At 66.2% G+C, this 19,621-nt stretch carries 17 protein-coding genes; 9 read left to right on the top strand and 8 right to left on the bottom strand.

Annotated elements, in window-relative coordinates; genetic code table 11:
• Positions 1-11: 11 nt before the first annotated feature.
• The gene (locus tag F0311_RS12075) at positions 12-3,791 is read right to left on the bottom strand and encodes a molybdopterin cofactor-binding domain-containing protein (RefSeq protein ID WP_150462185.1); all 3,780 of its coding nucleotides are present in this window, start codon (positions 3,789-3,791) and stop codon (positions 12-14) included.
• Positions 3,791-4,816 carry an XdhC family protein gene (locus F0311_RS12070; protein WP_191089907.1) on the bottom strand — a complete coding sequence of 342 codons (1,026 nt, stop codon included), beginning with the start codon at positions 4,814-4,816 and terminating at the stop codon, positions 3,791-3,793. Before F0311_RS12070 ends, F0311_RS12075 begins: the two co-directional genes overlap by 1 nt.
• A gap of 185 nt (positions 4,817-5,001) precedes the next feature.
• Between F0311_RS12070 and F0311_RS12065 the strand changes: the two genes are divergently transcribed.
• From F0311_RS12065 to F0311_RS12045, 5 genes are read left to right on the top strand one after another with little or no spacing between them, the layout of a single operon-like run.
• Positions 5,002-6,423 carry an amidohydrolase family protein gene (locus tag F0311_RS12065; RefSeq protein WP_223881303.1) on the top strand — a complete coding sequence of 474 codons (1,422 nt, stop codon included), beginning with the start codon at positions 5,002-5,004 and terminating at the stop codon, positions 6,421-6,423.
• 57 nt (positions 6,424-6,480) lie between these two features.
• Complete coding sequence (locus tag F0311_RS12060) at positions 6,481-7,524, top strand: ABC transporter substrate-binding protein (protein ID WP_150462182.1); 1,044 nt, start codon at positions 6,481-6,483, stop codon at positions 7,522-7,524.
• 8 nt (positions 7,525-7,532) lie between these two features.
• A complete protein-coding gene (locus F0311_RS12055) occupies positions 7,533-8,381 on the top strand; it encodes an ABC transporter ATP-binding protein (protein ID WP_150462181.1) in 849 nt (282 codons plus the stop codon).
• A gap of 1 nt (position 8,382) precedes the next feature.
• Positions 8,383-9,198, top strand: coding sequence for an ABC transporter permease (locus F0311_RS12050; protein WP_150462180.1), 816 nt, complete (start codon positions 8,383-8,385; stop codon positions 9,196-9,198).
• 7 nt (positions 9,199-9,205) lie between these two features.
• The gene (locus F0311_RS12045; protein WP_150462179.1) at positions 9,206-10,000 is read left to right on the top strand and encodes an ABC transporter permease; all 795 of its coding nucleotides are present in this window, start codon (positions 9,206-9,208) and stop codon (positions 9,998-10,000) included.
• A 151-nt stretch (positions 10,001-10,151) separates the two neighbouring features.
• Here the strand turns inward: F0311_RS12045 and F0311_RS12040 are convergent, their stop codons facing one another.
• Positions 10,152-10,433: a MoaD/ThiS family protein gene (locus tag F0311_RS12040; protein WP_150462178.1), complete on the bottom strand. Its 282-nt coding sequence runs from the start codon at positions 10,431-10,433 to the stop codon at positions 10,152-10,154.
• A gap of 1 nt (position 10,434) precedes the next feature.
• A complete protein-coding gene (gene moaA / locus F0311_RS12035) occupies positions 10,435-11,568 on the bottom strand; it encodes a GTP 3',8-cyclase MoaA (RefSeq protein WP_150462177.1) in 1,134 nt (377 codons plus the stop codon).
• Between moaA and F0311_RS12030 the strand changes: the two genes are divergently transcribed.
• From F0311_RS12030 to F0311_RS12020, 3 genes are read left to right on the top strand one after another with little or no spacing between them, the layout of a single operon-like run.
• A complete protein-coding gene (locus F0311_RS12030; RefSeq protein WP_150462176.1) occupies positions 11,567-12,865 on the top strand; it encodes a molybdopterin molybdotransferase MoeA in 1,299 nt (432 codons plus the stop codon). The genes moaA and F0311_RS12030 overlap by 2 nt on opposite strands.
• Complete coding sequence (moaC, locus tag F0311_RS12025; RefSeq protein ID WP_223881302.1) at positions 12,862-13,350, top strand: cyclic pyranopterin monophosphate synthase MoaC; 489 nt, start codon at positions 12,862-12,864, stop codon at positions 13,348-13,350. The genes F0311_RS12030 and moaC overlap by 4 nt, the downstream gene beginning before the upstream one ends.
• On the top strand, positions 13,347-13,766 hold the full coding sequence (locus F0311_RS12020) for a molybdenum cofactor biosynthesis protein MoaE (protein WP_150462175.1): 420 nt from the start codon (positions 13,347-13,349) through the stop codon (positions 13,764-13,766). The genes moaC and F0311_RS12020 overlap by 4 nt, the downstream gene beginning before the upstream one ends.
• A gap of 8 nt (positions 13,767-13,774) precedes the next feature.
• On the opposite strand, the gene F0311_RS12015 is transcribed toward F0311_RS12020, so the two are convergent.
• The gene (locus tag F0311_RS12015; protein WP_150462318.1) at positions 13,775-14,581 is read right to left on the bottom strand and encodes an SGNH/GDSL hydrolase family protein; all 807 of its coding nucleotides are present in this window, start codon (positions 14,579-14,581) and stop codon (positions 13,775-13,777) included.
• Positions 14,582-14,918: 337 nt separating this feature from the next.
• Between F0311_RS12015 and F0311_RS12010 the strand changes: the two genes are divergently transcribed.
• A complete protein-coding gene (locus F0311_RS12010) occupies positions 14,919-15,575 on the top strand; it encodes an alpha/beta hydrolase (protein WP_150462174.1) in 657 nt (218 codons plus the stop codon).
• Here F0311_RS12010 and F0311_RS18545 read toward each other — a convergent pair.
• The 3 genes from F0311_RS18545 to F0311_RS11995 are packed head-to-tail and all read right to left on the bottom strand — an operon-like array spanning position 15,538 to position 19,603.
• Entirely contained in the window at positions 15,538-17,559 is a 2,022-nt protein-coding gene (locus F0311_RS18545; protein ID WP_223881301.1) for a glycosyltransferase, read from the bottom strand. The genes F0311_RS12010 and F0311_RS18545 overlap by 38 nt on opposite strands.
• The gene (locus F0311_RS12000) at positions 17,556-18,563 is read right to left on the bottom strand and encodes a glycosyltransferase family 28 protein (RefSeq protein ID WP_150462173.1); all 1,008 of its coding nucleotides are present in this window, start codon (positions 18,561-18,563) and stop codon (positions 17,556-17,558) included. Before F0311_RS12000 ends, F0311_RS18545 begins: the two co-directional genes overlap by 4 nt.
• Positions 18,560-19,603 carry a glycosyltransferase gene (locus F0311_RS11995; RefSeq protein ID WP_223881300.1) on the bottom strand — a complete coding sequence of 348 codons (1,044 nt, stop codon included), beginning with the start codon at positions 19,601-19,603 and terminating at the stop codon, positions 18,560-18,562. Before F0311_RS11995 ends, F0311_RS12000 begins: the two co-directional genes overlap by 4 nt.
• Between the last annotated feature and the right edge of the window lie 18 nt (positions 19,604-19,621).

Genomic DNA, 19,621 nt, shown 5'->3' with positions numbered 1-19,621 from the left:
AAAATTCATCCTTAGGTCTGCTCCGCTGCCTTGTAGCGTGCGAGTGTCACAGCGATCTGGTCCTTGGTGAATGGAGTCTTGGTCAGCCGGATGCCGGTGGCATCGCGGATGGCGTTGCCCAGGGCCGGGGCCACCGGGTTGAACGGGGACTCGGACATGGACTTGGCACCCATCGGGCCCAGCGGATCCTCGGAGACGGCGAAGTGCACCTCAGTGCGTGGCAGGTCCGCCATCTGCGGGATGTGGTAGTTGCGCAGGATGTCAGTGGTGACCTTGCCGGCCTCATCGATCCGGACCTCTTCGAACAGTGCGGCGCCGATGGCCTGGGCGACGCCGCCCTCCACCTGGCCACGGCATTGGGCTTCGTTGAGCACGGTGCCGGCATCGGCGGCCTGCACCGACTGCAGGATGGCCAGGGTGCCGGAGCGGGTGTCCACCGCGACCCGGAAGCCGTGCACATTGAATGCCGCGGTGCGCGGTGAGCCGCCCCAGCGACCGGTGCCGATCAGCCGGGTGGAGTCCGCGTCCGCTGGCAGGGCTGAGAGCTTGGCCGCCAAATCTTGGGCGGCCAGATAGGCAGCTTTGACACCGACTGTGATTCCGGTGGAGGCGAAGGCCCCGGTATCGTGCTCCACCAAGTCAGTGTCGGATTGGCGCAGCAGAATCTTCTCCGCAGTGGTGCCCAGTACCTCGGCCACTACCTGACGGTGCACCGTGGAGGTGCCATTGCCGAACTCCGCGGTGCCCACCTTCAACTCATAGCGGCCATCCCCGAGGGGCCGGAGCACGGCGTGGGAGTGATGCCCGTTGGGCGGGGCGGTGTCGATCATCGCCACCGCGGTACCAACTCCTAGATGCCAGTCCCCGCCGGGAGAGGGGTAACCGTGTCGCTCCTCGGCCAGCCGCTGCTCACACCGATCCAGCTCTGCATCGCTCAGCGGCTCAGTGCGCAGCTGTCGGGCCATGATCTCCAAGCACTGGTGCAGCCCGGCGGCATCCACCTGCACATCGGCATCCTGGCCGAAAAGCTCCTCACCGACACCCACTATGTTCGCAGCCTTGAACTCCAGCGGGTCCCGGCCCAGCTGGCGGGCCAGCTCATCCATAGCGCAGTCCACCGCGAACAGTGTCTGGGACAGCCCATAGCCGCGGAACGCCCCGGCGGGTGGGTTATTGGTGTAGACCACCTCCGCGCGCACTCGCTTATTCGGAGCAGAGTAGAGCTGCATGGACTCATGCACCGAGTGGAACATCACCCCCGGTCCGTGGTTGCCGTAGGCCCCAGTGTCCGAGAGCACCTCCATAGCCTGTGCAGTGAGCCTACCGACAGCATCAGCTACTAGGGCCACCTCGATCTGGAACTGGTGCCGAGTGGTGGTGGCGGTTAACGCCTCACTGCGGGTCAGCTCCCAGCAGACCGGCCGTCGGATGCCGCGTTCAGCGAGCTTAATCAGTGCCAGCAGCACCAGATCCTCAGTGATCACCTCCTGCTTGGAGCCGAAGCCGCCGCCGACCCGAGGGGCGAAGACCCGCAGTGCCTCCGGGGCCAGTCCGAAGATTCGCTGCAGAGTCCGCTTGGCTAGGAAGGGCACCTGGGTGGAGGTGCGCAGAATATAACGGCCGGTCTCATCGATCCAACCCAGCGTGCCGTGGGTCTCCAGCGCGATATGTGACGTCCGGTGAGTGGCAAAGCGCAGCCGCAGCCGGTGTGGTGACTGGGTCAGCGCGGTCATTGAGTCCCCGGCGGCGGCCTCCACCATGGCCAGTCGGTTGCGCTGGGCCTCCAGGATGGGGAAGTAGGTGCTGCCCACTGCGTCGGTGCGCTGTTCCAGCTCCGGGTGCAGCACCGGCGCGCCTGGCTGAGTGGCCTCCCGGGGGTTCAGCACCGGCGGGAGGAGTTCATAATCCACATCCACCAGCTGTGCGGCTCGCGCGGCTTCACGCCGGGTCTGCGCCACCACCACCGCCACCCGCTGGCCTGCGAACCTGACCGTATTGTCCAGCAGCCGGGTATCGGCCGGGTCATCCTCCACCAACTCATGCTGAGCGGTGGAGTAGCGGATATCGCTTGGGGTGTCCTCATGGGTGAAAACGGCGACGACGCCGGGCTGGCTGAGTGCCGCAGCAGTATTGATGCTTAGGATCCGGGCATGGGCATGCGGCGAGCGCACCGCGACCAGATGAAGCGGGGGCTCCTCGGGAAATTGAGGGTCAGAGCGCAGCGGCCTATCCATGCTGTAATCCACGGTGCCGGTGACCACTCCGGGGCCGGCCGGTGGGATGGGGCTGCGGCCCGGGACAGTCTCACTGCTAGCCCGGGGCGTCCCGGCCAGGGCGTCCTTGATGGAGCAGTAGCCGGTGCATCGGCAGAGGTTCCCCTTGAACTTCCGCTCCTGCTCGCTCTCCTCCAGATAGGGCGAGTCCTCGGCAGCAGCGGTCATGATGAACCCAGCGGTGCAGTATCCGCACTGGAATCCATGAGATTCCAGGAAGTCGCGCTGGGTGGGGTGCAGGCGCCCACGCAGCTGCTGGTAGTCGGGCCGTCCCTCTGCCTCGATGGCGGCCTGTGCAGCCTCGGAACTGAGCCCGCGCAGAGTGGTGATGCTCTTTCCGGCGGCACGTTGAACAGGGGTGATGCAGGAGTGTACTGCGGTGCCGTCCAGGTGTACGGTGCAGGCCCCGCAGTCCCCGGCATCGCAGCCGCGCTTAACCGCATCGGCCCCCGCTGATTCGCGTAGCCAGGTGCGCAGACACTGCCCCGGGGCATGCTGAAGCGGCACTTCGGCGCCGTCCACCGTGACTGCGCCCTCATCATCTCCAGTTTTCAGGGGGTTATTGGACTGTCGGCGTTTCATGAGGTGCCGATTTTCCGACAACTGCCTGATTTTCCGTGAGGAGCGTGGGGAGGCGGATGAGGTGGGAGCGGGGGCAGGTGCGGGCGAATTGGTGAGGGCCCGGATGAGCTCGGCGGCTAGCCGGCTGGTGGTTTCGCGTCGCCAGGAGGGGGAGCCGTGCACATCGTCCACCCAGAGCTCTCCGGGGAGGGCATCAGCTGCTGCTGCGGCTGCTTCAGGGTCCAGGCTCAGCTCCAGCACCACCGGATGATCGGTACTGGCGGTGATGGTCAGGCGGGCGGACTCCGGCGCTGTCCGCTGGGCGATGAGCAGGGCTGCGGAGCGGCCGTAGCGGGTCAGTGATTCCCGGGCCATGACTGCTGGCCGGGCCAGGTGCGTTGCCGGAATCCAGAAGCTGCGGATCAGTTCGCCCTGAGCCAATGCGGTTTCTCCGGTCCCGGTGACCAGTTCAGCCACCGGAATCTCACGGCTCCTCCCGCCGGGGGAGAGGATCAGGGCAGTGGCATCCATTCCGGCCAGCCAGGAGGTCATGGGTCCGGCAGGCAGTGCAGTGGCCACGTTGCCACCCACGGTTGACAGATTCCACACCTTCCAGGAGGCCACGAAGGCCTCCGCAGCCGGACGCATCAGTCCCAGTCCGGGGTGCTGCTCAGTGGTGAGGCCGTGGCCGGACAACTGCTCAGCAGCCGAGTGGAACTGGGCGATAGTGCAGGTTGCGGAGACATCCAGGCCCGACTCATCCGATGCATCCCCGGTGTGCCAAACCAGAGGTTCCCACGGGGCGGCACTGATGTCCAGCAGCCTGCGCGGGGCACCGGTGCGAAAGTCCTGGCCGTAGGAGTACAGCACTGTGCCGCCGGCCAGCCAGGAGTCGCCCGGGCGCACATCATCGGGGTCCCAGGTGCTGAGTACTTCGTCGACGCTCGTGATATCCATCAGCGCTCTCCCACCATCATGGTGATCTCCTGCATAATGCTCTGTACGCGCGGGCGGGTGTAGTTGACGGGCCCGGCAGTGCCGCTCAGCGATTGACCAGCAGAAGCGGAGACTGCGCCATTCTTCGCAGCGATCAGTTCAGCCAGTACTGAGGCAGCGGACTCTGCAGGCGAGCCTGCCGCGATGTCCAAGCCCAACGGGCCGCGTACCGCAGCGATCAGCTCAGCAGAATGGCCCCGCTGGCTCAAGGCGGTGCGACGACGGGCTTGGGCGTTGCGCGAGCCCAGGGCACCGATGAACTCCGGCTGCCTCTGTGCTCGCAGCAGCGTATCCAGCACAGGCACGTCCAGGTCAGGATGATGGGTCATCACGCAGGCCGCGGTCCACCCTGCCTGCTGATCAGTGATCAGCCGTGCCGCAGCTGAGGCAGGATCATCCACCACCAACTGAGTTCCGGCAGGAATCCGGTCCGCAGCAGCGAAGGCTGGCCGGTGCTCCACCAGCACCACCTGCCAGCCGCTGACCAGTGCTAGCTTGGCGAGCTGGACCGAATAGTCCTGCACCCCGAAGAGCAGCAGCCGCGGGGCGGCCTCTCGGTGCTCGGTGACGGTGAACTGCTGGCCAGCAACGGCGATTTCCCTGTTGAGTCGGGCAGAGAGGTGCCGGTTGAGACGGGAAGCTGCCAGGGCGTCGTCGTGCTCTTGCTGACTCAGGGTGTTCAGCGGCTGAATCAATACCTGGATCTGTCCTCCGCAGGTCAGCGGCACTTCGCCCAGCAGGCCACCGTCCGGACCGAAACTCTCCAGCTGAGTCCCACCCTGCTCAATGCACTGTTGGGCCAAGGATGCCACGGTGGACTCCACACAGCCCCCGGAGAGTGAACCGATGATCTCAAGCTCCGTAGAGACGGCCATGGAGGTGCCCACCGGAGCGGGAGAGGGCCCGGAGACGCTGACCACCGTGGCCACCGCCCAGTGCTGCGGTTGCGTCAGAGCGTGACGGTACTGGGTGATCCGGTCCAGCACTCTTAGGGCCTCCTCACAACTGTTCAGCACAGGGCATGAAACGTTCGTCTCATCGGTTCAGCCTAGTCGGACATCTGTTACAGCCTTATGACAGAACAGTGTCACGGAGTTTTTCCGTTTGCGTTTTACCTGGCTGTAATCCGCAGGTGAGTGCGGTGAAACAAACGTTTCATAGTGTGGCGTATGTGAATCCTGCACCTGCCGCTGACCTGCTCATCACCAATGCCTATCTGGTGCTTGAGTCCCAGCCTGCCTCTGCCGCCGAGCGGGCAGGGGGCATCACCGACGTGGAATCAGCCCAGGACGCCGGACGGGAGATCGACGGCGGCTGGCTGGCCATCGCCGCCGGCCAAGTGCACAGCGCAGGCCGGATGGGGCAGCCGATGCCGGAGGCGGCTCGCACACTTGATGCCGGAGGCAGGCTGGTCACCCCAGGGCTGGTCAACACCCACCACCACATGTACCAGAATCTCACCCGGGCCTACGCCCCGGCGGTCAACGGGACACTGTTCCAATGGCTGACCACCCTCTACCCCAAATGGGCCAGGCTGGACCAGGAATCGGTGTACCTCTCCACCTATGTGGCAGCTGCTGAGCTGCTCACCGGGGGCTGCACCACCAGCTCCGACCATATGTACGTCCACCCGGTGCCTGAACTCATTGATGCCCAGTTCCAGGCGGTGAGCGATATCGGCTTCCGGTTCATGGCCAACCGCGGCTCGATGACCCGCTCAGTGGAGGACGGCGGGCTGCCGCCCAAAGAGGTGGTCCAGGATGAGGACACCATCCTGGCCGACTCGGAGCGCCTGATCAAGACTTATCACGACTCCAGCCCCGGGGCGATGACCCGGGTGGCGTTGGCGCCGTGCTCCATGTTCTCCGTCAGCGAGTCGATTATGCGCTCCACCGCTGAGCTGGCCGAGCACCACGATGTACGGCTGCACACCCACTTGGCCGAGGACACCGACGAGGACGACTACGCCCTAGAGGTCTACGGGTGCCGCCCGGTGGAGTACTTCGAAGACTGCGGGTGGGCCACCCCGCGCTCCTGGGTGGCTCACTACGTCTACGGCTCTGCGGCGGAGAATGCACGGCTGGCCGCCGCCGGAGTCGGCGCCACCCAGTGTCCCAGCTCCAACATGATCATCTGCGGCAACGCCGCCGACGCCAAGACTCTGCGCAGTCTGGGCATGAGCGTGGGCATCGGCTGCGACGGCTCCGCCTCCGCCGACTCTGCCGACCTGTGGCTGGAGACCCGCACCGCCCTGCTGCTGGGCCGGTTCCGGCACGGCCCGGACTCCTTCACCGCACGGGAGGCGCTGAACATGGCCACGCAGGGCTCCGCGGCCAACCTGGGCTGGGCCGATGAGATCGGCCATCTCAACCCCGGAGCCTGCGCCGACCTGGTGATCTGGTCCTCTGCCCCGCTGTCCCAGACCGGAGTGCTCACCGACCCCGTTGAAGGCTGGCTGCGCTCCGGCCCCGCCCGGGCGCACACCGTGTTCGTCAACGGGGTGGAGCGGCTCAGTCAGGGGCAGCTGCAGCTGCCGGGGCTGGAAGACGCCGTCCTCGGTCACCGTGAGGCCGCCGCCGCCATGCAGAACTGAATACTGAAGTCCAACCAAACTCGTCCGTCACTCGCACCTATTCAAAGGAGACACCGCATGAACACCACCACTATTGCCACCAGGACTAAGCTCGCTGCAGCTATTGGGGTAGGAGCCCTGGCCCTGACCAGCTGCGGCAACGGAGGAGGTGATGGCGATGGCGACTTCGGCTCCGTTGAAGTCCCACTGTCCTGGATCATGACCGCAGAGTTCGCCGGGATGTACTATGCCGTAGACGAAGGCTACTACGAGGAGGAAGGCTTCGAGGAGGTCGAGCTGATCACCGGCGGACCGGCGGCCACCCCCTCAGCCACCCAGATCGCCACCGGCACCGGGCTGGCCGGACTCTCCAACCCCATCGATGTGGGTTCTTTCATCGACGCCGAGGGAGATGATGCCAATATCAAGGTCATCGGCTCGGTCTTCCAACGCAATGCCTTCGCCATCTTCAGCCTGGCCGAGAATCCCGCCACCGAACCTGAGGACCTGATTGGCATGAGCATTGGGGTCGCACCCAATAACGAGCCGGTCTACTTCGCCTTCCTTGAAGTCAACGGCATCGACCCCGACGACGTGGAGATGGTCTCCACCGGAGGCACCGCCGAGCCGCTCTCCAACGGTGAGGTGGACGCCTACATCGGCTACGCCACCAACCAGGCCATTGATGTGGAGCTCGATGGCCACGACGTGGAGTACATGTACCTCTACGACCACGGGCTGCCCTTCGCCGCCGGCTCCATCATCGCCACTGAGGAGACCATCGAGAATGACCGCGAGGCACTCAAGGCTCTGCTGGCCGGCACCATCCGCGGCTGGCATACCGCTCTGGAGGATCACGACGACGCTGCCACAGTCACCGTGGAAGACTGGGCAGCAGACCAGGGCCTGGACTTCGAGCACCAGCTGCTCACCGCTGAGCGACAGGCACCGCTGATCTCTGACGAGTGGACCGATGAGAACGGTCTGCTGACCATGAGCGACGAACTGGTTGCCGATACCCTGCAGGCCGTCTCCGACGTCGGCTACGACGTGCCCGATGACCTCTTCGACCTCAGCCTGCTGGAAGAGGTCTACGAAGAGAACCCCGATCTGATTCCGTGAGGTGAACTATGAGCACCGACCTGGCAGAAGTCCATGTGAGCAACGAGAATCCGGCCGCAGTGCCGGAGAACCCCCTGCTGAGCGGCACCGGAGTGGACGTGCGCGGGGTGACCAAGACCTTCGGCTCTGGCAAGAAGCAGGTCACCGCCCTCGACGACGCCCACCTGGCCACCGGCCAGGGAACCTTTCTCTCCCTGCTGGGGCCCTCCGGCTGCGGCAAATCCACCATCCTGCGGATGCTGGCCGGGCTGGAGAGCCCAAGCAGCGGGGAGCTGTGGATGGATGGGAAGACCCCGGCGGAGCTGCGTGCGGCCAATGAGCTGGGCATCGCGTTCCAGGACGCGGCCCTGCTGCCCTGGCGCAGTGTACGCTCCAATATCCGGCTCCCCCTGGAGGTGGCCGGGATCAAGCCCGAGCCTGGGCTGATCGAGGACCTGATCAAACTGGTGGGGCTTACCGGGTTCGAGAACTCCCGGCCCGGTGAGCTCTCCGGCGGTATGCGCCAGCGGGTGTCCATCGCCCGCGCCCTGGTGGTCAAGCCCCAGGTGCTGCTGCTGGATGAGCCCTTCGGAGCACTGGACGATATGACACGGCAACGAATGAACATCGAACTGATGCGCATCCTCGCCGAGAAACCGGCCACCACACTGATGGTCACCCACGGCATCTCTGAGGCGATCTTCCTCTCCGATGTAGTTGCGGTGATGAGCGCCAGGCCCGGTCGGGTCAAGGAGGTCTTCGAGGTGGACTTGCCGAGACCGCGCACCCCGGAGATGCAGCGCACCCCGGAGTTCCACGCCCTGGTGGACCACGCCTCCGACCTGCTTTTCGGCAAAGACCGTTCCGGGGAGCACTGAGATGACCACCTTGGTCTCCACCACACCCCGTACCTCCGGTGCCCGATCGCGCCGATTGTCCGTGCCAGGCTGGGTCCCCGGTGCCACCGGTCTGCTGGTGTTCCTGCTGCTCTGGTGGGTGATGGGCGCCTTCGGCAATATCGGCACCGCCGCCGGGGGAAGCTCGGCGATCCCCACCCCATTCGCGGTGGTCGGGCAGCTTTTCGACGACGGCTTCACCTTCTACTGGCGCAATGCCTCGGTGACCCTCACCGCAGCCGCCACCGGGTTCGTGATCGGCAACCTGCTCGCAGTGCTCACTGCCTCTCTGGTGCTGATCGCCCCCTGGCTGGAAGGCATTGCCACTCAGCTGGCGGTGATCACCTACTGCCTGCCGCTGATCGCCATCGGCCCGGTGGTCTACGCGGTGGGCGGCCAGCCGATGACCGCCAATGTGCTCGCCGGGCTCTCGGTGTACTTCGTCACCGTGGTCACCACCATCCAGGGACTGAAATCCGCGGATAGGGCCGGGCTGGACGTGATCACCGTGGCCGGCGGATCCCGACTCCAGCAGCTGACCAAAGTCCAGCTCATCGGAGCGATCCCCTATGTGTTCACCGCCTTGAAGATCGCCGCCCCAGCCTCAGTGCTCGGTGCCATCCTCGGCGAATACGTCGGCGGCATCACCCGCGGTCTCGGCCCAGCCATGGTGGCCGCCCAGGGCAATAACGTCGAGCGACTCTGGGCACTGGCGATCGTCGGCGTCGTCGTGGCTGGTATCGCCTATGCAGTGATCGCAGTCATCGGCCGCTATGCGACCCCGTGGACCAGGAGGTGACCCAACTATGAACCCGATTCTGCGTGCCATAGGGGCACCTTTGGTCAGGTTGGCGGCGTCGTTGGCGGTGATCGTCACCATCTGGGTCGGCGTGCTGTGGTTCTTCGACGTCAGCCCGATCATCGGCAAGGGGCCGCTGGATGTCTACGCCTACCTGTTCACCCACCAAGACGCCGCAGAGCACCGCGAGCTGGTCTTCGGCGACTTCTGGATCACCATGCTCGATACTCTGATCGGCTTTGGGGTCGGCATGTTCGTGGCCGCAGTGACCGCCATGGCCTTCCAGATATCCAAGGGATTCGAGGCCGCGGTGATGCCGCTGGCGATGATCTGCCGTTCGGTGCCGCTGGTGGCGATGGCCCCGATCATCGTGCTGATCTTCGGCCGGGACTTCGCCTCGGTGGCCGCGATGGGCACCATCGTGGTGATCTTCCCCGCTCTGGTGACCATCGTAGAGGGTCTGCGCTCCGCATCCCCGGCAATGACCGAGGTGGTTCAGGTCTACGGCGGTGGACAGGCCACGGTGCTGCGCCGGGTGGGCCTGCCTGCCTCGCTGCCCAGCTTCTTCACCGCCGCCCGGGTCTCCATCCCCGGCGCGCTGACCGGGGCGATGCTGGCCGAATGGCTGGCCACCGGCGACGGTATGGGCTACGGCATCATCCAGGCCGTCACCCGCACCGACTACGACCGGCTCTGGGCCTCGGTGCTCATCGTCACCCTGGCCTCACTGGTGGTTTACTCGCTGATCGGTGTGGTCGAACGGCTGGTAGCCCGCAGCACCGGGATCGGGCTGGCCGCCTGAGCTGGTCCCGGCGACGGGGAAATCCGTTCGCCCCCTGATCTGGCCTGCACAAACGCTGCGCGCTTGCACGGGGCGCTGACCTCAGGGTCCACCTCGTCCTGCTTACTTCCGGACTTCACGCTTGAAGTCGCCGCGTCGCTTCGCTTGGGGCTCACCCCCCGGCAAACGGCGGGAGAATATCGACGACGTCGCCAGCGGACACTGTGCCCGAGTCCGCCTTGGTGCGGGTTCCGTTGAGCAGATAGCTGGACTGGGCGCAGACCCGCTCCAGTGCCTCACCGCGTTGGGACAGCCCATCGATCAGCTGGGTCAGCGGCAGCCGGCTGTGTTCCACTGTCACGGTGAGTTCATGGGTTCCAGCGGCCTCGGCGGCTGCCGCGTAGAGGCGGACGGCGACGGTGCCAGTTTCACGCTCACTGGTTTGGTTGCCCATCTCAACCTCCGATTGCTGACATCGAACGCTTCGGACGGGTGAAGCCGGGCAGCTCGAACCCGGGCCGGTCGGTACCGTGGGCGGCCGGCTTGGCCCACATGGCCTCAGCCCACCGCTGGGCCACCGCCTGGTCATCGGCACCGGAACGCAGCAGATCCATCAGGTCCACCTCATCGCGGGAGAACAGGCAGCTCATCACACGGCCCTCGGCGGTGATCCGGGTGCGGGTGCAGGCCGCGCAGAACGGCTCAGTGACGCTGGCAATGATCCCGACTCTGCCGCGCGGAGGGACGGACCCACCATCAGCGGCGGACTTCTCTCGGCCCGGTCGGTCACCGTTGTACACATCGAAAAGCTCAGCGGGAGCGCCCCCGCGATCCTCTGCAACTGGCTCCAGTCGGTAGTGCCGGTTCAGCAGCCGGCGTGTCTCGGCGGCGGTGACCGTGGCCTCGCGCTGCCAGGTCTTCTCCGCCTCCAGCGGCATCTGCTCGATGAACCGCAGCTCGAATCCGTTCTCCAATGCCCAGTCCAGCAGATCGGGGGCCTGGGTGTCGTTGATCCCGCGGACTAGCACTGCATTGATCTTCAGCGGGGTCAGCCCGGCCTCAGCGGCGGCCTCCACCCCGCGCAGTACGGCATCGAGCTGATCTCGCCGGGTGAGCTTGGCGAAAGTCTCTCGGTGCACCGAGTCCAGGGAGATGTTCACCCGTGTCAGCCCGGCCTCCACCAGCCCTTCAGCCCGACTCTCCAGCCCGATCGCATTGGTGGTCAGCGCCACCGGCAGCTCAGGATGCTCAGCCCGGATACCGGCGAGGATCTCCTCCAAATCCTTGCGCACCAGGGGTTCGCCGCCGGTGAGCCGCAGCTCCCGGATGCCCAGCAGCTCAACTCCGATGCGCACTAGCCGGCGCACCTCATCGGCAGTGAGCAGCTGCTGGCGCTTCAACCAGGGCAGGCCGTTCTCGGGCATGCAGTAGGTGCAGCGCAGATTGCACTTATCGATCAGGGAGAGCCGCAGGTCAGTGGCTTTCCGGCCGAACCGGTCAAGCAGCCCGGCTGCCGGGTCAGCACGCTCAGCGGCGGCAACAGGCGCAGCTCTTACCCGGGGTTCGGTCAGCGCTACCCTGGAACTCATGGGAGACAAGTCTACGGCGTGGGACTCAGCACCAGGTGGTCGGGCCACGGTGGAGCAGCACATCGAACGACTGCGCGAGGTGCTGGAGCCCGCACTGGCGGTCCGCGGTGCCGAGACCCTGCATCTGGACGTTGATTCATGCGCCGGGAGGGTCAGCGCCCAGACAGTGACCGCACCCACCCCCTTACCCGGCTTCGACAACTCGCAGATGGACGGCTTCGCCCTGCGCAGTGCTGATCTGCAGCCCGGAAACACCACTCTGCCAGTGGCTGGGACTGTCCCGGCCGGCTCAGCCGTACCGGAGCTTCCGCAGGGGGAATGCCTGGCTGTGATGACCGGGGCACCGGTGCCAGCCGGGGCGGACGTCGTCGTGCCCGTAGAGAAGACTGCGGAGGGCTTCGCGGTGCTGCAGACACTGAACCTGGGGGAGCCCGTGGAGGTGCGTTTCACCAGTCTCACCGCGGAGGACCTGGCCCCCGGTAGCTTTATCCGGGCCGCCGGCTCCGATGTGGCGGCCGGGGAGACCGTGCTGCACCCCGGAGACCTGCTCACCGGTGCCCGACTCGGCCTGCTGGCCGCCTGCGGAATCTCTGAGATCAGCGTTCTGGAGCGGATTCGCACTTTGGTGCTGGCTACCGGGGAGGAGATCCGCAGCCCCGGCCAGTCATTGGCGCCCGGTCAACTCTACGACGCCAACACGGTGCTCATCCGCGCGGCCTGTGAGCGCTTCGGGCACAGCGTGCACACTGCCCGGGTGCCCAGTGATCAGACCCAAGAGTTCGACGCCGCTCTGCAGCGATTGGTCGCCCAGCACTCCCCGCATCTGGTCATCACCGCCGGGGGCATCAGCGCAGGAGCCTACGAGGTGGTGCGTCAGGCGCTCAGCGAGCACGGGGTGCAGTTCGGCTCGGTGGCCCAGCAGCCTGGTGGACCCCAGGGCTGGGGTGCGTTGCAGAGAGGTGCCGCACTCGTTGCCCTGCCTGGAAACCCGGTCAGCTGTGCGGTGAGCCTCCAGGTGCTGGTGCGTCCCGCGCTCGCCGATCTGGACCCGGGCTGCCCACCGCAGCGGCGGGTGCGTGTGCAGCTGGGGGAGCAGCTCACTTCCCCGCCCGGGCTCCGCCAATTCCGCCGCGTGGAGCTGAAGACTCACGACAACGCCGCTTCTCTCGCGCTGCCGGTGGGTGGTCCCAGCTCCCACCTTTTGGGCCACCTGGCCCGAGCAGATGCCCTGCTGGAGATCCCCGAGGATAGTATTGAGATTCCCGCCGGCACTGAACTGGAGGCGATTCTGCTGTGAGCGAGTCCGAGAAGCTGACCCATGTCCGGACAGACGGCAGCGCCCAGATGGTCGATGTCTCCGCCAAACCGGTCACCTCCCGCACCGCCGGGGCGGTCTCCACTGTGGTGACCACGCCTGAGGTGACTGGGCTGCTGGCCCAGAACGGGCTGGCCAAGGGGGATGCACTGGGAGCTGCGCGGATCGCCGGGATCATGGCAGCGAAGAAGACCTCCGAGCTGGTGCCGCTGTGTCACCCGCTGCCGATCAGCAAGGTCACCGTGGACTTAGAGCTGGACGTCCCGGTCCCCGGCAGTGTGCAGATCACCGCTGAGGTGAAGACCTCAGGGCAGACCGGAGTGGAGATGGAGGCGCTGACCGCAGCTTCGGTGGCGGCCCTGACCCTCTACGACATGATCAAAGGCGTAGACCGCGCCGCAGTGATCGCTGAGACCAAGGTGATCGCCAAATCCGGGGGAGCCTCCGGGGACTGGAGCCGTTCATGAGCGTAGTGCACGCTGCCATCTCCGCCGAACCGCTGGACACGGCACAGGCTGAAGCGGAGGTCTGGTCACCTGAATGCGGTGGCGTCGTAGTCTTTTCCGGGATTGTCCGGGACCACGACGGAGGGAAGTCCGTGGTCAGGCTCGACTACACCGCGCATCCGAGCGCTGAGCAGGTACTCACAGAAGTCTGTGAACAGATCAGCACGCGACATCCCCAGGTGCGAGTCTGGGCCGCACACCGGATTGGCGAGTTGGCTATCGGCGACCACGCCTTAGCAGCAGCCTGCGCCTCCGCGCACCGTGCGCTGGCCTTCGCCGCCTGTGCAGAGCTGATCGAGCAGATCAAAGCCCAGGTGCCCATCTGGAAGGAGCAGCACTACACCGACGGCTCCAAAGACTGGGTGGGGATACGCTAGCTCTCGCCTCATTCGGAGGATGGAGCCCCGCCCGGCGGCATGGAACCGCCGAAGAGGGGCTCGATATCCGGGCGTTTGGCGGTGATGCCGTCGCCGGAGGAGCGGCCGCGCAGCCGGCGGATCACCCACGGGAACAGGTGATGCCGCGCCCACACCACATCATCCACCCGTGCCTCGCGCCAGGAGCGCTCCACCGGCGGCTGCGGCTTCACCGGATCCAGGTCATGCTTCACGTTCAGGGTGTCCAGCACCTCGCGGGCAATGGTGTGGTGACCCAGCGGGGAAAAGTGCAGCCGGTCCTCGTCCCACATCTCCTTGGCTGTCAGCTCGCGCAGACTCCACATATCTGCCACCACGGCGTCGTGCCGCTTGGCTACGGTGCGCACATTCTCATTGAAGATGGCCACTTTGCCGCGGATGGAGCCCATCACCGGGGTGTCGTGCACATCCGGGCCGTTGAACAGCACAATGGTGGCACCGGTGGTGGCCAGCAGCTGGACCATGGTGTCCAGGATGCGTGCGGTCTCATCCGGGTCGGAGCCGGGCCGGATGACATTATTGCCGCCGGCGCACAGGGTGATCAGGTCAGGTCTGAGCTCTAGAGCGGGCGCGATCTGCTCGTCACGGATCTGCTCGATCAGCCGGCCGCGCACCGCAAGGTTGGCGTAGGCGAAGTTCTCGATGCTGCGGGCCAGTTCCTGGGCCACCCGGTCGGCCCAGCCGATGTGATAGCCGGGGCGCTCCGGATGCGGGTCACCGATTCCCTCCGTGAAGGAGTCTCCCAGAGCCACATAGCGCTGCCACGGGTGGACCATCTCCGCGCGCGGCTCTGCTCTCAGTTCCTCGGGCTCAGGCACCGCCGCGCCGTTGCCTACAGTGCTGCTCTCAGTTCCGCTCACCCCAGCATTCTCGCACTACCGATGGGTAACGTCCATCAGCCCCAGGGATGAGAATGATCTGATCGATTGTGGTGGATCACCGCCTCGACACTGGAGGATTCTCCCTGAGATGACCCGCACAATCCTGACGGATTGCACGGTTCCCCGATGTCAGGGACCCCTGGGTGAGCTGATCCCGCCGAAGGCGAATCGGCGAGCTGAAGAGCAGGTGTCGGGGTGGAAGGGCACCCGCCGCGGTCCGTAGGATTGATCCATGACGCTTGAGTACACAGTGGAATGGACGCGGCCCGAAACTGACCGCCCGGGGACCCCGCTGGCGGTGCTGCTGCACGGCTACGGGGCCAATGAGCGCGATCTGCTGGGCATGGTGCCGGGTCTGCCGCAGGAATTCACCTTCGCCTCGGTCCGTGCCCCGGTCCCCCTGGGCTTTGGCGGCTACACCTGGTTCGACCTGGATGTGCAGCGGCTGGCCTATTCATCCTCGGCGGCCCGCAACGCCGTGGAGGACGTCTGGGGCTGGATCGATGCCGTCCGCGGTCAGCACAGCTCGGTGACTCTGATCGGGTTTTCGATGGGGATGGCCATGGGCACCAGCCTACTGCGCAGCCGGCCGGAGGCATTCGCTGCCATGGTCGGTCTCTCCGGCTTCGCCGTGGACCCCGAGCGCGGCGAAGGACTGCCGGACTACTTCGACGACGCCGCGCTGGCCGCCCAGCAGACACCCTTCTTCTGGGGACGGGACCAGGAGGATCCGATCATTCCTCAGGAGATGGTCGACTATACCCACCCATGGGCCCACGGCACCGTGAAGCTCACCAAGGTGCTCTACCCCGGCGCCGGCCACGGTGTGGTCCCCCAGGAGATCGCCCACATCAACGAGTTCCTGCGCTACGAGGTGCTGAATCCTTGAGGGCTTCCCGGTAAATCCGTTCATGTGCGGCGGCGATCTGGTGCCGCTGCTGGGCTCGCCACTCGGCCCGGCTTATCCCGTCGGGAGCAGTGGACTCACCCGCCTGCGCGGCAGCCTGCACCGCCTGTTCCAGGGAACCCGCCACCAGCTGACTGTGGGCGTCGTCGTCGCTTCGCTCACGCTCCTCAATCGCCTCGGGAGCCCCCGCGCCACCGCGGGGCGCCACTCGGCTCAATCGGGCGTTCTCTGCCCACTGGTAGAGGTGATCCGCGCCCTGGCTGGCATAGCAGCCAACATCGGCGGCGATCACCCGGGTGCCCAGGTCATGGCAGGCCTCCAGCCACCCGGAGTGAGTGCCGAACCGGTAGGGCAGCAGTGAGGCGTGCAGACTGCTCAGATAGTCATAGAGCTCAGCATCGTTGAAGTAGTCATGCACCTGCAGGTCCACCTGGGGATGCTTCTGCAGCCAGGCGCGCAGCTCCGAGTCATGACGGGCGCCGTGCTGGTCATAAACATCATGGTGCACATTGACCTGCAGCACCCCGCCAGGGATCTGCGCCACTGCCGCGGAAGCCACATTGAGCACCGGGATGGCTGCCATGTTCTGCCGCAGCGATTTCAGGTGGACCCCGAGCCGGAATTCACCCTGGCGGCGGAGCGGAGTCTGCTGGTAGCCCTCGATCAGCGGCAGATCCACCACATGCGGATGCGGAATCACCTGGGCCTGCACACCCCAACGCCCTGCAATGATCTCTGCGGCCCGGTGGCTGAGCGTGATGACCCGGGTTGCTCGCGACATCAGCACATCCAGCTGCCCAGTGTGCAGGGCGGTGTCGGTGTGGTGCGGGTTCTGAAGATCATGCACCGTATAGACCAGTGGAGCGCCCCTGTCCTGGAGGGCATCGCAGATCTCGGCCAGCCGCTGCGGAGGCTCAGCATCAAAGCCGAAGTGCAGGTGGAACACGTCGAACTCGGTGCTGCGCACCCATTCCGGGTCCAGCATCATCGGCGGCCACCAGGGAGCCCCTTGCGGGGTGTCCGCCCGCCGCGCAGGAGGATCCGGCAGCCGCAGCACACAGCTTTCACCCGGCTCGGGAGGCCCCAGATGGCGGATGTAAACATGAGACTGCGGCACCGAGGCCACACGGAGAGTGCTCTGGAAGCCATCGGTGGTGCGGTGCACCAGTCCCAGCTCCTCGAACGCCTCCAGCCAGCCCTGCATCGGCCACCAGCCCCAGCTGTCGGCGAACCGGCGACCATTGACCAGGATGTCCTCCAGGTGCTCCACCGGCGGATCAGAGACCGGGTGATGCTGGTGGAAGGCCTCGGCCCCGCCCACCCAGCACAGCCCGACCCCGCGCAATCTGGCACGCTGGGCGAAGTCGGTGTCCTCGGCGCCATAGCCGGTGAAGGACTCGTCGAAACCGCCGATCTGCTCCCAGAGCCCTCGGCGCAACGCGAAGGACAATGACCAGAACAGCTCATACTCCTGCCCCTGTTGCAGCACATACGGGGCTGGTGCAGGACGTGCCGGATGCGGCTCCGCCAGCTCCCGCAGCCGTTGGGCCTGCACCCAGCCCGGGTCGTTCTCCGGAAGATATGCCACCGGCCCGCACAGCAGATCATCGGGCCGCTGCGCGGCAGCACGGGCGTAATAGTCCACCAGTTCGGGAGAAGGGATGCAGTCCACATCCAGGAAGATCAGCAGATCATCTGGTTCAGCGCGATGCAGGGCTGCGCTGGCCTCCACTCCCCGGTTCCTGGCAGCGGCCAGCGGCAGGGTCGAGCGGCCGTTCATCGGAACCGGGAGGCGATGCACCGGCGGGCCGGGCAGCTCTGCGGCGAGCCGGGCGGCGTCGTCATCCCCCATAGTGACCACGATGTGGGCTGCCGGGGCTGTATGGCTCAATGCCAGTCCGCAGCGCTGCCGGCGCAGGTGGCGGTGCCGGCCGCGCACGGTGGTGATGACATAGATCTGGCTCATCGGCGCAGCTCCTGAAGCAGCTCACAGAATCGGGCAGCCGCCTGACCGTCATTCCAGCCGGCCCAGTCTTGGCCGTCCAGTTCAAACGCTGCCTGCAGCGTGCTGCGCCAGGCACCTGGACTGGCGATCTCCCTGGGCGCGGTCACCACAGGCCAGGGGCCCCGGTGCAAGCCCTGGTGCATATGCTGCTGCTCGGCATAGGGCCGGTCCTGGGCGAGCACCACTGCCGGGGTCCTGCTGGCTGCTACCTCCGCCACCGAGTTCTGCCCCGCAGTAACGATCACCAGGTCTGCCTGCGCCAGTGCTGTCCAGGGATTGGGATCCCAGATGCCGGTCTCACCGCCGAGCACGCACAGTTCAGTGCCTGGGATCGCGGTCTCTACGGCGGCCAGCTCCTGAGTCGAGATCCCGCCGCCGCCGGCGCCGATGAGAACAGTGATCATGGGCCGGGCAGGGGCTGTGTGGTGGGCTTCCGGCACTGGCTGGGCAGCGGCGTCGTACCGGGAGAGCGCCCCTATCGCATGCAGCTGCGGGCCCTCGTCACTGCGCTGCAGGATGTCCTCCGCCGTCGCCGGCCAGAACCCCACCACGGCGGAAGAGACCGTGTAGCACAGCCGGTGCGCATCATCCCGCCGGTCGCCGGGCAGGGCAACGGTGATCACCGCCACCCCGTGCAGCCGGGCCAGCAGTGCCACCTCCACCGAGACATCCACCACCAGCAGCTCAGGCTCTGCCTGGGCGATCCACTCGGAGATGCGGTGCATCCGCGCTCGCAGCCCCGGGTGCCCGGCTGGAACCCAGTGCAGTGCCCCGCCGACCGTGGGGTCAACCGGAGCTTCAGGGGGAGGATCCCAGTCAGGCTCCAATGGCACCCAGGGGCCCGGCCACTGCTTGGGGCGCTCCAGAGATGAGAGACCGGTGACCGGCTCGCCCAGCTGCTGGGCCCAGGCTAGGGAGCGGTGCAGATGGCCCAGGCCCTGGTGGTGGATATAGCAGCCGATCATGCGATGGCCTCATAAAGCTGTTCGTAGTCGCTGACCATCCGGTCCAAAGAGAGCTCCGCTGCGGCATAGCTGCGCACCTCAGCACGGCTGAGACCCCGTGCCTGCAGAATCGCCTCTGTCAGGGCTGGGACCGAATCCTCGGCAGCCAGTGCCCCGGAGGCTGGGGTGACGATCTCCGCCAGCCCGCCGCGGCGGAAGGCCGCCACAGGGGTCCCGCAGGCCATGGCTTCTGCGGCCACCAGGCCGTATGGCTCCTCCCACTGCGGGCTCACCACCGCAACTGCTGCGGCGCCCACCAGTTCCGTAAGTTCTCGGTGCCGAAGATGACCGTGGTAGATCGCATCAGAGCCCAGTCGGGGGAGCAGCTGCTGCTCAAAGTAGCTGGCGTCCATCACTGGTCCGGCCAGGGCGATGGACATTCCAGCCGCATGGGCGGCGTCGATGGCCAGATGCGGCGCCTTCTCGGGGGCGATCCGTCCGCTCCAGACTGCACTCTTCCCACCAGGACCGGCCGGCCACTGGGAGATATCCACCCCATTGGGAATCACCCGGGCCCGCACACTGTGCCGCCAAGCTTCGGCAGTGGCCCGGCTGACGGCGGCAAAGCTGGAGCTGGAGGCGGCATAACGGGCTGCTGACTCCAGCCAAGGGGTGGGCGGTGTGTGCAGTGTGGTGACCAGTGGGGCCGGCAGCAGCTCCGACATGGCCAGCGGCAGATGGTGCAGACAGTTGTTGTGGATCACCGTGAACCGGCGTTCCCGGGCCAGCTTCAGCATGAGTCCCAGATAGGCATGGTGCTGGCTCATCCACTGATCCGGTGCCGCCGAGAGGTCCCGCCGCGCCGCCTCGGAGGAGGAGAAGGCCTGCGGAAGAATTGCCCGGGCGCCGAGCTGCGGATCGCTTCCCGCTGCGGCGAAGAGGGTGATCTCATGGCCCCGGCGGGTCAGCGCACGAGCCATCGCATGAGTATGGGCCTCCAGTCCGCCGGCAAACGGCTCGGCGATTGGGAATTGGCTGGAAGCAATCAGACAGATGCGCACACAGGGCAAGATACGCTA

It is taken from the genome of Nesterenkonia ebinurensis (assembly GCF_008711175.1).
Classification (GTDB): Bacteria; Actinomycetota; Actinomycetes; order Actinomycetales; family Micrococcaceae; genus Nesterenkonia; species Nesterenkonia ebinurensis.
This window is presented reverse-complemented; position numbering and strand designations above follow the sequence as displayed.

What these genes read in the sequence shown, in the direction of transcription:
- F0311_RS12075 (WP_150462185.1), bottom strand. Translation starts at nt 3,791, where the DNA reads ATGGATATCACGAGCGTCGACGAAGTACTCAGCACCTGGGACCCCGAT.
- F0311_RS12060 (WP_150462182.1), top strand. Translation starts at nt 6,481, where the DNA reads ATGAACACCACCACTATTGCCACCAGGACTAAGCTCGCTGCAGCTATT.
- F0311_RS12055 (WP_150462181.1), top strand. Translation starts at nt 7,533, where the DNA reads ATGAGCACCGACCTGGCAGAAGTCCATGTGAGCAACGAGAATCCGGCC.
- F0311_RS12050 (WP_150462180.1), top strand. Translation starts at nt 8,383, where the DNA reads ATGACCACCTTGGTCTCCACCACACCCCGTACCTCCGGTGCCCGATCG.
- F0311_RS12045 (WP_150462179.1), top strand. Translation starts at nt 9,206, where the DNA reads ATGAACCCGATTCTGCGTGCCATAGGGGCACCTTTGGTCAGGTTGGCG.
- F0311_RS12040 (WP_150462178.1), bottom strand. Translation starts at nt 10,433, where the DNA reads ATGGGCAACCAAACCAGTGAGCGTGAAACTGGCACCGTCGCCGTCCGC.
- F0311_RS12030 (WP_150462176.1), top strand. Translation starts at nt 11,567, where the DNA reads ATGGGAGACAAGTCTACGGCGTGGGACTCAGCACCAGGTGGTCGGGCC.
- moaA (WP_150462177.1), bottom strand. Translation starts at nt 11,568, where the DNA reads ATGAGTTCCAGGGTAGCGCTGACCGAACCCCGGGTAAGAGCTGCGCCT.
- F0311_RS12020 (WP_150462175.1), top strand. Translation starts at nt 13,347, where the DNA reads ATGAGCGTAGTGCACGCTGCCATCTCCGCCGAACCGCTGGACACGGCA.
- F0311_RS12015 (WP_150462318.1), bottom strand. Translation starts at nt 14,581, where the DNA reads ATGGTCCACCCGTGGCAGCGCTATGTGGCTCTGGGAGACTCCTTCACG.
- F0311_RS12010 (WP_150462174.1), top strand. Translation starts at nt 14,919, where the DNA reads ATGACGCTTGAGTACACAGTGGAATGGACGCGGCCCGAAACTGACCGC.
- F0311_RS18545 (WP_223881301.1), bottom strand. Translation starts at nt 17,559, where the DNA reads ATGAGCCAGATCTATGTCATCACCACCGTGCGCGGCCGGCACCGCCAC.
- F0311_RS12000 (WP_150462173.1), bottom strand. Translation starts at nt 18,563, where the DNA reads ATGATCGGCTGCTATATCCACCACCAGGGCCTGGGCCATCTGCACCGC.